The organism is Bacillus tuaregi (assembly GCF_900104575.1).
In the GTDB taxonomy this organism is placed as follows: domain Bacteria; phylum Bacillota; class Bacilli; order Bacillales; family Cytobacillaceae; genus Bacillus_BD; species Bacillus_BD tuaregi.
On the sequence record NZ_LT629731.1, the window covers coordinates 2,946,900 to 2,959,446 of the forward strand.

At 37.9% G+C, this 12,547-nt stretch carries 13 protein-coding genes; 6 read left to right on the forward strand and 7 right to left on the reverse strand.

Features of this window, described 5'->3' with window-relative positions; genetic code table 11:
- Positions 1 to 86: 86 nt before the first annotated feature.
- A complete protein-coding gene (locus BQ5321_RS16470) occupies positions 87 to 323 on the forward strand; it encodes an aspartyl-phosphate phosphatase Spo0E family protein (RefSeq protein ID WP_071395520.1) in 237 nt (78 codons plus the stop codon).
- A gap of 100 nt (positions 324 to 423) precedes the next feature.
- Here BQ5321_RS16470 and BQ5321_RS16475 read toward each other — a convergent pair whose 3' ends face one another.
- Together BQ5321_RS16475 and BQ5321_RS16480 are read right to left on the reverse strand one after the other, a co-directional pair.
- A complete protein-coding gene (locus BQ5321_RS16475; protein WP_071395521.1) occupies positions 424 to 2,718 on the reverse strand; it encodes a transketolase C-terminal domain-containing protein in 2,295 nt (764 codons plus the stop codon).
- Positions 2,718 to 3,731, reverse strand: a complete 1,014-nt coding sequence (locus tag BQ5321_RS16480; RefSeq protein WP_071395522.1) for a 2-oxoacid:acceptor oxidoreductase family protein — start codon at positions 3,729 to 3,731, stop codon at positions 2,718 to 2,720. The genes BQ5321_RS16475 and BQ5321_RS16480 overlap by 1 nt, the downstream gene beginning before the upstream one ends.
- Before the next feature lie 436 nt (positions 3,732 to 4,167).
- On the opposite strand from BQ5321_RS16480, the gene BQ5321_RS16485 reads away from it, so the two are divergent.
- Both BQ5321_RS16485 and BQ5321_RS16490 read left to right on the forward strand, forming a co-directional pair.
- On the forward strand, positions 4,168 to 5,211 hold the full coding sequence (locus BQ5321_RS16485; RefSeq protein WP_071395523.1) for an acyltransferase family protein: 1,044 nt from the start codon (positions 4,168 to 4,170) through the stop codon (positions 5,209 to 5,211).
- A gap of 211 nt (positions 5,212 to 5,422) precedes the next feature.
- A complete protein-coding gene (locus tag BQ5321_RS16490) occupies positions 5,423 to 7,174 on the forward strand; it encodes a B12-binding domain-containing radical SAM protein (RefSeq protein ID WP_071395524.1) in 1,752 nt (583 codons plus the stop codon).
- Between the two features lie 26 nt (positions 7,175 to 7,200).
- Here the strand turns inward: BQ5321_RS16490 and BQ5321_RS24485 are convergent, their stop codons facing one another.
- Positions 7,201 to 7,377 carry a hypothetical protein gene (locus BQ5321_RS24485; RefSeq protein WP_187143752.1) on the reverse strand — a complete coding sequence of 59 codons (177 nt, stop codon included), beginning with the start codon at positions 7,375 to 7,377 and terminating at the stop codon, positions 7,201 to 7,203.
- Between the two features lie 3 nt (positions 7,378 to 7,380).
- Positions 7,381 to 7,542 carry a hypothetical protein gene (locus tag BQ5321_RS24490; protein WP_187143753.1) on the reverse strand — a complete coding sequence of 54 codons (162 nt, stop codon included), beginning with the start codon at positions 7,540 to 7,542 and terminating at the stop codon, positions 7,381 to 7,383.
- Positions 7,543 to 7,711: 169 nt separating this feature from the next.
- On the opposite strand from BQ5321_RS24490, the gene BQ5321_RS16495 reads away from it, so the two are divergent.
- Entirely contained in the window at positions 7,712 to 8,047 is a 336-nt protein-coding gene (locus BQ5321_RS16495) for a DUF3905 domain-containing protein (protein WP_187143754.1), read from the forward strand.
- Positions 8,048 to 8,100: 53 nt separating this feature from the next.
- On the opposite strand, the gene BQ5321_RS16500 is transcribed toward BQ5321_RS16495, so the two are convergent.
- Positions 8,101 to 10,248 carry a DNA topoisomerase III gene (locus BQ5321_RS16500; protein ID WP_071395526.1) on the reverse strand — a complete coding sequence of 716 codons (2,148 nt, stop codon included), beginning with the start codon at positions 10,246 to 10,248 and terminating at the stop codon, positions 8,101 to 8,103.
- A 408-nt stretch (positions 10,249 to 10,656) separates the two neighbouring features.
- On the opposite strand from BQ5321_RS16500, the gene cspD reads away from it, so the two are divergent.
- A complete protein-coding gene (gene cspD, locus BQ5321_RS16505; RefSeq protein ID WP_019155915.1) occupies positions 10,657 to 10,857 on the forward strand; it encodes a cold-shock protein CspD in 201 nt (66 codons plus the stop codon).
- 62 nt (positions 10,858 to 10,919) lie between these two features.
- Here the strand turns inward: cspD and BQ5321_RS16510 are convergent, their stop codons facing one another.
- Both BQ5321_RS16510 and BQ5321_RS16515 read right to left on the reverse strand, forming a co-directional pair.
- On the reverse strand, positions 10,920 to 11,105 hold the full coding sequence (locus BQ5321_RS16510; protein ID WP_071395527.1) for a zinc-finger domain-containing protein: 186 nt from the start codon (positions 11,103 to 11,105) through the stop codon (positions 10,920 to 10,922).
- Positions 11,106 to 11,134: 29 nt separating this feature from the next.
- Positions 11,135 to 11,791, reverse strand: a complete 657-nt coding sequence (locus BQ5321_RS16515; RefSeq protein WP_071395528.1) for a ribonuclease H family protein — start codon at positions 11,789 to 11,791, stop codon at positions 11,135 to 11,137.
- Between the two features lie 253 nt (positions 11,792 to 12,044).
- Here BQ5321_RS16515 and BQ5321_RS16520 point away from each other — a divergent pair, with 253 nt between their 5' ends.
- Positions 12,045 to 12,434, forward strand: coding sequence for a reverse transcriptase-like protein (locus tag BQ5321_RS16520; protein ID WP_071395529.1), 390 nt, complete (start codon positions 12,045 to 12,047; stop codon positions 12,432 to 12,434).
- The last annotated feature ends 113 nt before the right edge of the window (positions 12,435 to 12,547 follow it).

Consider the following 12,547-nt stretch of genomic DNA (forward strand, 5'->3'; position numbering starts at 1 on the left):
ACAATATTAAAAATTATTGCAATAATTCAACAAGGGTAGTTTTTCCATATTTACTATGAGAAATTGTTGGGGCAGGAGGAAGTTCGTTGCAAGACAAGAAAAAGACCATATTAGCTGAGATTCAGAAGAAACGAGAAAAGATGATAGAATTAGCTCATGAAAAGGGTCTAACTAATAATGATACCATTAAATGCAGCCAAGAATTAGATCAGCTCATATACCAATATCAATCTTCTTTTCGCAAAAACCGTCGGCAAAGAGGTGAAAGAAAAAGGAATATAAAATATATGTTGCTTTGGTCCAAAATAGCCATTACCTCATAATCTAAAAGTATTCCCCCACTATTTATAAGATTTCATCCAAATAAAAAGTCGAGATACTGTGTATCATTACCAGAATCTCGACTTTTTTTAGTTTACTGCATTATAGAAGCGGATTTTCGTGCTTAGCTTTAAGAATTTGCCATCTTCTTTCAATTTCTGCTTCGAAATCTAATAAAATAGGCTTGTTCTCTTCTTTTAATAAATGCTTTGTCTTACCCATATAGTTAAGCCAATCAGAAACCGGAATACGTTTCTTTTTTGCTTCTGGATCATACGTAATCGTTGTTTCACCCTGCTCGACCTCGTAAAGCGGGAAAAAGCATGAATTCACGGCTGCCCCGACAATTTTTTCTCCATCCTTGTCATTTGATTTCCAGTTTAACGGACAAGCAATTAAAATTTTCCCGTATACAGTACCAACATTTTTGGCATACCATTGTGCCTTTGCGGCTTTTTTCACAAGATCTTGTGGGAATGCTTCTGTGCCTGTAAAGACATACGGAATATTGGTTGATGCCATGATTTGTGCCGTATCTTTATGATGGAATTTCTTCCCTTTTTGCGCACGCCCAACATTCGTTGTACTTGTCATATGACCTAATGGAGTTGAATAGGACATTTGTGAGCCTGTATTCATATAGCCTTCGTTATCATACTCTAACATTATTAAATGATGACCGCGAAGTGCTGTTCCGATAGCAGATCCCATCCCAATATCCATACCACCGTCTCCGGAAATCATCACAAATGTGGCATCATCTGATACCTCAATTTCGCCTCTGCGTTTCAATTCAAGGAAAGCATCCACTGTACCAGACAATGTGGCCGCACCATTTTGGAACAGATTATGAATCATGGTCTGTTTATGGGAAGTATAAGGATAAGCAGTGGTTGTTACATAAGCACAACCAGTTTGGTAAAGAACGACTACGTCACCTTCAATTCCTTTAAAGAACAGCTCTAATCCGCCAAAAATCCCGCAGCCTGGACATGCACCATGACCTGAACCAAGACGTTTAGGCTTTGAGGTTAATGCACGTAATGGCGGAATTTTCACTTTTAATTTATGTGTTTCTTCATCCTGAGTTACTTCAATTAATCCAGAATGATAAATATCACCATGCTGTGGCTCAATAACCGGCTTTAGAGCCTTATCTGGATTACCTGGAACTACCCCATAGTAATCAAATGGTTTTTCTGCATTACCTTTTTCGACTGCATCGATGGCTAATTTAAAGAATTCCTCTGCATCATCAGCATAGAAATCAGTACCACCAAGACCAAATACTCTGCTAATGACAATCGTATGATTATCCGGGTCAGATTGAAGAGCTGATTTAATTTCATGTGTAAGATTGGCTCCATGACCGCCATATGAATCTGCACGCTCACCAATTAGTAATCCTTTTACATTCTTCAACGCTTCACGAATGGTTTTTTCAGGGAATGGACGGATTATATTCGGACTGATAACACCAGCTTTTATTCCTTGAGCACGTAATTTGTCCACAACGTCTTTTGCTGATTCTGCCGCAGAGTTCAATAAGAAAACGGCCACTTCAGCATCATCCATGTGATATAAATCAAGAACCGGATAGTCACGGCCAGATATTTTTGCATATTCACTAGCAACTTCTTCATATACTTCTGCTACGGCATACATCGCTTCAGATTGTTGGTAATGGTTGTTCATTAAGTTTGGACCATCCATATGTGCACCAATTGTCACAGGAAGCTTTGGATCACGAGCAAAGTTGTAGTCTAATGCAGGCTCACCGACAAAACGTTGTACGACTTTACGGTCTGTAAAATAGTTTACTTTTCTCTTCTGATGGGATGTCCAAAATCCGTCAAAAGCAACAATAACCGGTAAACGGACTTTCGCATGCTCAGCAATTTTTAATGCCATAATATTCATATCATAAACAGCTTGGGGTGTCCTAGCTAGTAAAATTGGCCAACCTGCATTTAATGCAAAGTAAAGGTCTGAGTGGTCCCCACGAATATCAAGTGGACCGCTGACAGATCTTGTTACTAAATTCAACACCATTGGAAATCTTGTCCCTGCTTGTACAGGCAGTTGTTCCAACATGTACATTAAACCGTTTGCACTTGTTGCATTAAATACACGGGCCCCCGTTACAGCAGCACCATAACAAATACCTGCAGAACCATGTTCACCATCAGCAGCAATCAACTGAATATCATGTTCTCCCCTTGCCTTCATCTGATCCAAATACTGGGCCACTTCTGTTGAAGGTGTAATTGGGAAATACCCCATAATATGGTAATTAATATGTGCAGCCGCCATAGCCGCCATTTCATTTCCTGATTCAAATGTTGTGGTTTGTGCAGCATATTGATTTACTTTTAATTCTTCTTCTTTAATAGCCATCACATTACCCCCCCAGTAACATATGGAAAGTTATGCTTCACACGGTTTTCATCTGCATAACCGATTGTTTCTCGTAATTCTCTTAAAGCTGTTGTCGGACATGCTTCCACACATTTCAAGCAGCCTTTACAATATTGATAATCAATCCCCTTAAGGAACATTTGCTTACGTCCACGCTTATCCTCGCCAGCTTCCCAAACAAAACAAAAATCAGGACAAACAGTATCACATTGAGCACAGTTAATACATTCATCTTTAATAAACTCCGGTAAAAACCCTTGTCTTGAACCACTTAAATCTTTAAAGATACTATTTGCCTGTGCGGTGACTACACCACCAAGTGCCTGTGTTTCATATCCATGTGGTGTGGTTGGGCGTGTAAATACTCTGTTTTTGGCGTCTTCGGGTGTTTCAATTGTTTTAAACCGAACCTCGTTATAGCCTCTATCAAATGTACGAATATTGGGTTCAACCAAATGCGGATATTTCTTTTCAAATGTTTTACGAATCACTTGACGCATATCATCTGGGTTTAAGAAATCACAAATTTTGAATAGTGCACCAAGCATCGCTGTATTAACTTTTGTTTTCTCTTCAACAGAGATACTCAAAGCATCAACAATAGCTAATGTTCCATACTCTAATTTCAAATCTTTTTTTACCTCATGAAAATCTCTTGTTGAGTTGACAAGCACAATACCATCAGGTACTAATCCGCTTACAACATCAACCGTTTTATATAACGCCTCGTGAAATACACCGACTACATGAGGCTCCTCAATTGGGCTGTGGTCACGGATTTCTACATCAGGATCACAATAACGAATAAAGCTCTTAACGGGTGAGCCCTTTTTTTCTGAACCATAGGAAGCAAAGTTCGACCCGTTTAAACCGAGACCAAGTACTCCGGCTTCTGCTAGCATTTTACCAGCCAAATTCGCACCCAATCCCCCGATGGATTCTAAGCGAATTTCAAAAAAACCTAACTCATTCTTTTTTGGCAAAATAGACATTACGTATCCCCTCCCATTACAAAATGGCAAGACAGCGGATTCAATTGAATCCAGTCTGCCTTTTGCACAGACTATATAAAGACAGTCCCCTGTCTTTCCACTTGATAGCTATTTTCAAAGCTAACAATTGGCTCAATCTACCAAGTTTAATTCTAAGTGAATTTTTTTACTTTAGCTGTGACAAATATCATTAAATAAAAAGCAGTTTTAATACAATCTTTTCATTATATAACAGGTAAATGATGTTTATATGACAGTTTGAAGCCAAGTTTATAAGTATGTTAAAAATCGTTGTTTTAATAGTTTTATCCTTTGCTATGTGAGAAAATTTGTATAGACTTTTCCAATTATATGGATTTACTATTGTCTATCTCTTGGTCTATTATGAATGCAGGTCATTAATTTTGTTTTACCTAATGGGGGATTTGATAACTTTATGAAACAACGTGAATATTATTTCGATAATGCCAAGTTTATCTTAATTTTCTTTGTTGTATTTGGCCATTTATTAAGAACCTTTATTGAAGAAAACGAGGTGATCTATTCATTATATAAGGTCATTTACACCTTCCATATGCCCGCATTTATCTTAGTTTCTGGTTTCTTTGCCAAAAGCTTTAGAAAAAAGGGCTATGTAATCAAAGTAGCTAAAAAGCTGATTGTACCTTATCTCGTTTTTCAAACGATTTATTCTTTTTTTTACTATTTTCTTTATCACAAGCCACAGATTACCATCGATCCACTTGATCCACATTGGTCACTGTGGTTTTTAATCAGTTTATTCTTTTGGAATATCATGCTGTATGGAGTTGCACGCTTTCACTGGAAGTATTCCTTAACGATTACGCTCATGGCTGCACTCTTCATTGGTTTTTTTGATTCGATTTCTAATTATTTAAGTTTATCAAGAACTTTTGTGTTTTTCCCATTATTTTTACTAGGCTATTATTTGAAAAAGGAACATTTCTATCATTTATTAAATGGTAAATTGAGAATGGCAGCTGGAGTCATTTTCCTTTTGGTTCTTGTCGGCTTTTACCTTTTCCCTAACCTGGATTATGAATGGTTATTAGGATCAAAGCCATATGCTGAAATGGGTGTTGACTCTTTTACCGCTATGTTTACTAGGCTTGGTGTTTATGGCTTAAGTATTATTATGATGGCCTGTTTTTTTGCGCTCGTTCCGACGAAACGGTATTTTTTCACCAATTTGGGCAGAAACTCACTATATGTGTATTTGCTACATGGGTTTTTCATCCGTTTATTCCGGGTAAGCGAGGTCAAAAATTACTTTTCAGACGTCGAAAGCTTTTTACTGCTAGCAGTCATTTCACTTTCATTAACCTTAGTGTTATCAAGTAAAACCATTACATCGTTTGCTCAGCCCTTAATTGAATTAAAAGTATCGAACACAAAAGAACTAATCATGAAGCTATTATGGTATGTGAGATTTTATCGAACTAAACGTTGGAACCATTAAATATTATTAGATATTGACCTTACAGAAAAGAAACTGTTTAAGCTTAGACAGTTTCTTTTCTGTATATCTGGTGCTTTATTGTAATGCTCTGCCCATTTCATATACAATGAAGAGAAGTGGAAGGAATATCTCAATTGGTTTGCTTCCAAAATAACATCGATACATAATCAGCATCAGGAAGATTTGATTGAGTAGAAGGAGTTAAATAGGAATGAACATTATTTGTGCTACGTTGAATGCAAAGTATATCCATACAAACTTGGCTATTCGTTATTTAAAGGCCTATGCAAAGCCTGAATATGATGTGGAATTAGCGGAATATACCATTAAGGACCCCATTATGAATATCGTTACGGATTTAATCCGTAAAAAACCCTCTGTAATCGGTTTTAGCTGCTACATTTGGAACATTGAAGAAACGATCAAGGTGGTCAAGATGATTAAAAAAATTGACCCAGCGATTACGATTATGGTCGGTGGACCTGAGGTTTCTTACGATGTCCAGGAATGGATGGAAACTGTGCCCGAGTTTGATTTTATTATTATCGGAGAAGGCGAAGAAACCTTTAAATCCTTGCTTGGGGAATTAAATGGCAGCAAACAATTCGAGGCTGTTGCTGGTCTTGCCTACCGCGTGCAGGAGCAAATATCTATAAACCATCCACTTCATAAAATTGATTTGCGTGACATTCCAACACCATACCGATTTGAGGAAGATCTTCCCCATCTTAGTAAACGCATCACCTATATCGAAACAAGCCGTGGCTGTCCATTTAGCTGTCAGTTTTGCTTATCCTCAATCGAAGTCGGTGTACGATATTTTGATCGGGAAAAAATAAAGGACGATATTCGTTACTTAATGAATAATGGTGCTAGAACCATTAAATTTGTCGACCGAACCTTTAATATCAGCAGAAGCTATGCGATGGACATGTTTCGCTTTTTAATAGATGAACATTTACCAGGAACAGTATTTCAATTTGAAATCACAGCTGATATTATGCGTCCGGAAGTCATTGAGTTTTTAAACAAAGAAGCACCACCCAATCTATTCCGCTTTGAAATTGGAGTCCAATCAACCAACGACTACACAAATGAACTGGTGATGAGAAAGCAAAATTTTTCCAAGCTAGCAAGAACCGTTACGCTAGTAAAGGAAGGCAAAAAAATTGATCAGCACCTTGATTTAATTGCCGGCTTACCTGAAGAGGATTATCATTCGTTTCGAAAAACCTTTAATGATGTATTTGCTTTTCGCCCTGAGGAATTACAGCTAGGTTTTCTAAAAATGCTGCGAGGAACTGGTTTACGAAATCGCGCTGAAGAGTATCAATATATTTACAGTGATCATTCACCATATGAAATACTTGGCAATCGCGTGCTACCCTTTGATGACATTATCCGGATTAAGCAGGTAGAGGATGTACTGGAAAAATATTGGAATGATCACCGAATGGACCATACGATAGAATATCTTGTCAGTACAGTTTTTCCTTCTCCATTCGATTTTTTCCAGGAGTTTGGTAGTTATTGGGAAGCTAATGGATGGTCAAAAATTGGTCATCAGCTAGAAGATTTATTTAAACGACTTGATCAATTTCTTCAAGCTAAAGATATGAAGAATAGAGAAATGATTAATGATTTAATGAAATACGATTACCTAGCAAAGCATAAGTATAAACCGCGAAAACCATGGTGGGAGCCAACACTTACGAAAAAAGACAGATCCCAATTTTATCAGACACTTATGAAGGACCCGTCCCTTCTTCATGAACTTGAACTGGATGAAAAGGATTTGTTCAAGCATACACTGTTAGAGCCGATTTCATTCAATATCGACCAATATCTTATGAATGGTACCATTGAACGAAAGCCCCATATGCTATTCGTTTATTTCAATCCAAAAAGCAATATCCCTAAACTGATCACAATGGAATATCATCGTGATGGTTTGGCTAATTAATATAAGAGGGTGCTTTCAGCACCCTCTTATTCATGATTTGAATTTCTTTCCTTTACCTGTCCTTTATTCGTAATAAACGGAAATTCATATTGCTTGCTTGCATTAATATCACCAAACTCCATTCCAAATTCTACATTGGATGTTGTTTTCCCTTGTTGGTTGCGAGTTGTTTTTTTATTTGGTGTCGTATATTTTAATGGCACGTTTTACCCTCTCCCCTCACGACCTTGTTTTGAGTTGCGATTGGCACCTTTCATTGGATTTTCACCATGACTAAACTCAGCAGAAAACTCGGTTTCTTGACGGTTCTTCCTCGGTGTTTTACTGTGTTTAACAGCTGCATTATATTCCGCTTTTCGTTTTGCCATTTGTCCATCCTCCTATTGATTTGTCAGGCTACGCTCATGATAGAGAATACGTAACGACAAGCATAGCATCTGCCTGCCCATTATTTTTCATGCAGTAGTAGTGCTTCCTTTTTTTTCAGTACATAAACCATTGTTAAGAGCAGAAAATACTACAAAAAGGATGAGAAAAATGAAGAAAAAACAACGAATGGATATTGATCAAACACTTCCGCATCAAATAAACGCCCCAAGCTTCAAGAATACCGGAATGGAAATCCAGCCTCCCTTCGTCAATACCTTTGGTGTTACGATTGGTGACAGTAAATATCGTTCCGAAAACTCTCCATTGGAAAACTGGAGTGAGGATACAGACCCTGCAATCATGTCCGGTAGTGAATGGGTTCACCCGACAAACGATATCGGCTGGAATACAACAGAAAATAGAGAGTTACTTGAAAACTTGAAACCTCCACAGGCAAGTCCCTTTATGCATCCAACCATTGATGTAAGCAAAAATACAGATTAACCAAATGCTTAAATGGCCTGCAGAGCTCTGCAGACCATTTTGCACCCTATTCATCATGAAAAAACAAACTGGATTTTCTTCTCTTGCTCATCCCATTTAATGCTTGCTGCAAACTCCTTTTCCTTGCCTTTAAATCCTTCAATTACTTCAGTCTTACCATCAAGAAGCAGCTTTTTTATTTGCTTTTGTGTGATAGATTTACCCTTTATTTTTTTTGAAATGGTGAATTGGCAGCCTGTTTTTTGATAGTTGGAACAGCCATAAAAGCTTCCCTTATCAATGACAGTTCCCCCGCAGAGTTTACAAATACCCAGTTTCGTTGGCGCAGTCTTTTTAAATTGTCGCGGTACAAAGGATTCCGTTGTTTCATTATCAAAGCTCCATTTGTTTGACTCATCAACACTACTTGAAATCAAGTATGTAATCATTTTATTCGTTTGGTCCATAAACTGTTTGGGTGACGCAGCTCCCTCTGAAATTTCCTTCAACCGTTGTTCCCATTTGGCTGTCATTTCAGGCGATGCCAATATTTCATTTCCAACTGCCGAAATTAATATCTTTGCTTTGGCTGTGGCATAGACGAGATTTTTCCTTATCTCTATATACTTCCGGTCCTTTAACATTGTAATGATGCCGGCACGCGTGGCTTCCGTACCAAGTCCTTCGGTTTTCATTAGAACTTTTTCAAGCTCTTTATCCTCCATGTGTTTACCGGCAGTCTTCATCAATGTGATTAATTGACCTTCAGTGTAGCGTTTTGGCGGCTGAGTTTTACTTTCTTTCACTGTGACTTTTGCCACCACCCCTTGTTCTCCCTTTTCCACAACGGGAAGCATGGGGTCTTTGTCTTTTTCATTAGGTGGGATAACCTTTCGCCAGCCCTCTTGAAGTTGAACCTTTCCTTTCGATATAAAAACAGCCCTTCCATCAACAAGCGTGGTAACCGTTGTATACTCCGTAATTGACTTATCATAATGGGCAGCAATTAAACTCTTCACAATTAGGTCATAGAGCTTTTGCTCATCAGGACTTAAAGAGGTAAGATTGGGAACCTGCTCAGTAGGAATAATCGCATAGTGATCGGTTACCTTTTTTTCATTGACATAACGCTTATTTGTGAGAATGGATTCATTTGGAAGCGGGAAAAAGTCCCCATATTGCGCTATGTTTGACACTTTCTGCAAAATATCCGGAAACATCTCAGCTTCTCCCTCCGTAACATGCCGGGAATCGGAACGCGGATAAGATACAATTCCTTTCTGATACAGCTTTTGTAAAGTATCAAGCGTTTTTTTCGGAGGAAATTTAAACAAACGATTGGCATCAGCCTGAAGAGAAGATAAATTGTACAATAATGGAGGCAGATAATCCTTTCTTTCTGCCTGAACATCCGTTACTTCGGCAGGCTTTTGCTCACAGAAACGAGCAATTTTCTCTGCCATTTCCTTCGTTTTAATTCTAGATTCACCGTCCTGCTCCCATTTCCCCTTATATTTCTTGCCTTCCATTTTAAAGTCGGCTAACACCTCCCAAAACGGTTCAGAAACAAACTCTTCAATCTCGTGTTCACGTTTTACTATCAGCGCTAAGGTAGGGGTTTGGACTCTGCCGACCGAAAACACATCTGAAAAACCTCTTTGCTGCAGGAGAAGACTGTATAATCTGGATGCATTCATCCCCACTACCCAATCCGCACAGGCTCTTGTATAAGCTTCATAGTATAAGTTTCTTGTTTCTGATTCAGATAATAAAGACTGAAAGCCTTCCTTTATCGATTTAGGGGTAAGAGAGGAAATCCACAGTCTTTTCATGGGCAGACGTGCTTTTGTTAAGCGAAGGATATTCCTGACAATCAGTTCACCCTCGCGCCCTGCGTCTCCTGCGTGGATAATCTCAGTAATCTCCGGGTTAGCTATTAAATCCTTAATAATATTGAATTGCTTCACTTTATCCTTTGTTACTTCATATTGAAATTGCTCCGGAATCATCGGCAGTGTTGCAAGTGACCATTTTTTCCATTCGGGTACATATTTTTCAGGATTAACTAATTGGCATAAATGACCTACTGCCCATGTAACATACGCCCCTTTTTGAAAAATTTCATTCGGTAAAATTTCAATAAATCCATTTTGTTTTTTATGCTTAAAGACAGAAGCCAAGGTTGAACCCTGGTCAGGCTTTTCAGCTATAATTAATTTCATCTTCGTATGCTCCTTTAAAAGCCGTAAATGTTAAGGCGAGCAAGATTTATTTACTTAAATGAGGGAAAAAAGAAAAGCCTTCTGGAGATTTCACAGGTATTGCTAACTAGTAGTTAATCGAGGAATAACTATTCATTATGATATTTATATTCTATCAGTCTTTTTGATCATTTGCATATAGAAAAATCATAATCATAAGAGGTTCTTTCTCCCTTATTTCCTACCCGTTTTTCAGGAAATTATACATGTAAACCTTGACTGAAAGCGTTTATTCAGGTATATTATAGACATCATTTATCAGAATATATTTCCGCTATCACTAGATTTAGCCATTATATTTTGTGCAATGATAATATTTATTTTTTTAGACGCTTGTTCGTCTTGAAAGGCTTAGGAGGAAATGTAAACATGCAAAACGGTAAAGTAAAATGGTTTAATAATGAAAAAGGATTCGGTTTTATCGAAGTTGAAGGCGGAGATGATGTATTCGTACACTTCACAGCTATCCAAGGTGACGGTTTCAAATCATTAGAAGAAGGCCAAGAAGTTTCTTTTGAAATCGTTGAAGGAAACCGCGGACCTCAAGCTTCCAACGTTGTAAAACTGTAATTATAAAATATATAATTGATATTAATGAGGCCGACGTCTTGACGTCAGCCTTTTTTATTTGGTTATTTTTGCTGACTAAGTTTTTCTCCACATTGTCTAATCTGTTCGCCAATTGTACATGTTGAAATACAGAAGCGATGAGCAAAGTTTCTTCCCTTATCTTTTCGATTCTGTTTATATAAAAAACAATCACTACAATATTCTTGCATAATAGCTTCCACTTCATTAAAAATATCCTTCCGCTTCAAATATATCCACCACCCTTCGCTGTTACCTTTTATATTAATTGCATTTTACTAAATATTGCTTTACCTTCCAAAGCCTGTGTTGCAAGCTTATCTGCTTCCTTATTCTCACTCCTTGGAATCGGCTGATAACGGGGGTTTAATCCTAGCGACTTTATTTTCTCTTCAATCCTGTCGAGCCAACGGTTAAAATTTTCTTCATAACAAGGCCACTCACCTGCAAGTTGTTTTAACACGCCCTGTGCATCTCCCTTAAAATCGCAGGGAACATGATGAACACCAAGCTCCTCTAATAAATTTACAGCATAGTATAGCGCTGCATATTCCGCTTCATTATTAGAATCCATTTCATCAATAAGCTCATTGGCACGGAGACGAAATTTCTTTTTTCCCTGTTTATAATAGATGACGGCACCTAGACCTGCTTGAGCCGTATTGATTTTAAATCCACCGTCAAAGTATACCATTACTTCATGGGGGTCCTCTTCGACTTCAGCTGTAAGCTTTTTCATTTCCTTTAAGCTCCAGGATTGTCCCATTTCATCGTAATAAGTAAGTTCACTTGCCTTCCCTGATTTTTCAATATCCTCTCCCCCGGCTATGGCCGACTCGGCATCCAGCCAATCAGAGGTAAAATAGATCCCTTCTCTGCCTTTTAATTTGTACGTCCATTCTATCTTGTACTTCATTGCAAATTCATCCCCTTCTATTCAGTTAATATCGAGGCTATTGTTCATAATAGTAATGAATATGTAGTTGAGTTGATACCCGTTATTGTTTTTTCGTTATGATATTGTTATTTAGTTTATACCTTCTTCAGCGAGTAAATGCCATGAAAGGTGAATTTTTGTAATGTTTTTATCCGTAGGTTGTCTGTATAATTAGAATGACAAGTAGTTTCAGTAATTGGTATAAGAACTAACAGTTATTGGAGGCCATTTTATGATAGAAGCATATTTTGATGGTGCTAGCGCTGGGAATCCTGGTCCAAGCGGGGCAGGAATCTTTATTAAAGCAAATGGCCAGGGAGAACGTTTTTGTTTTCCGCTGCCCGAGATGAGTAATCATGAAGCAGAATTTCATGCCTTTATTGCTGCTTTGGAAATATGTCTGGAAAAAGGATATAAAACAGTTTCGTTTCGGACTGACTCTGACCTTGTTAATCGGGCGATTGAAAAAGAATTCGTCAAAAATAACACGTATAGGCCCTTACTTGAAAAGGCGCTTACGCTTACAAAACAGTTTGATCTCTTTTTCTTAAAATGGATTCCTAGCCGGGAGAACAAAAATGCAGATGAGCTCGCGAGACAAGCGATTCAAAAAGGAAAATAAAGGTCTGGAGTAGAGTAAGAAACTGATTTCAAAGGGATAGCTTGAGCTATCTCTTTTACTTTCAGTTCCTCCTCATCAAACCGTACGTGAGGTTTTCCCTCATACGGCTTTCC

What these genes read in the sequence shown, in the direction of transcription:
- BQ5321_RS16500 (WP_071395526.1), bottom strand. Translation starts at nt 10,248, where the DNA reads ATGAAATTAATTATAGCTGAAAAGCCTGACCAGGGTTCAACCTTGGCT.
- BQ5321_RS16495 (WP_187143754.1), top strand. Translation starts at nt 7,712, where the DNA reads ATGAAGAAAAAACAACGAATGGATATTGATCAAACACTTCCGCATCAA.
- BQ5321_RS16475 (WP_071395521.1), bottom strand. Translation starts at nt 2,718, where the DNA reads ATGGCTATTAAAGAAGAAGAATTAAAAGTAAATCAATATGCTGCACAA.
- BQ5321_RS16515 (WP_071395528.1), bottom strand. Translation starts at nt 11,791, where the DNA reads ATGAAGTACAAGATAGAATGGACGTACAAATTAAAAGGCAGAGAAGGG.
- BQ5321_RS16485 (WP_071395523.1), top strand. Translation starts at nt 4,168, where the DNA reads ATGAAACAACGTGAATATTATTTCGATAATGCCAAGTTTATCTTAATT.
- BQ5321_RS16480 (WP_071395522.1), bottom strand. Translation starts at nt 3,731, where the DNA reads ATGTCTATTTTGCCAAAAAAGAATGAGTTAGGTTTTTTTGAAATTCGC.
- cspD (WP_019155915.1), top strand. Translation starts at nt 10,657, where the DNA reads ATGCAAAACGGTAAAGTAAAATGGTTTAATAATGAAAAAGGATTCGGT.
- BQ5321_RS16520 (WP_071395529.1), top strand. Translation starts at nt 12,045, where the DNA reads ATGATAGAAGCATATTTTGATGGTGCTAGCGCTGGGAATCCTGGTCCA.
- BQ5321_RS24490 (WP_187143753.1), bottom strand. Translation starts at nt 7,542, where the DNA reads ATGGCAAAACGAAAAGCGGAATATAATGCAGCTGTTAAACACAGTAAA.
- BQ5321_RS16490 (WP_071395524.1), top strand. Translation starts at nt 5,423, where the DNA reads ATGAACATTATTTGTGCTACGTTGAATGCAAAGTATATCCATACAAAC.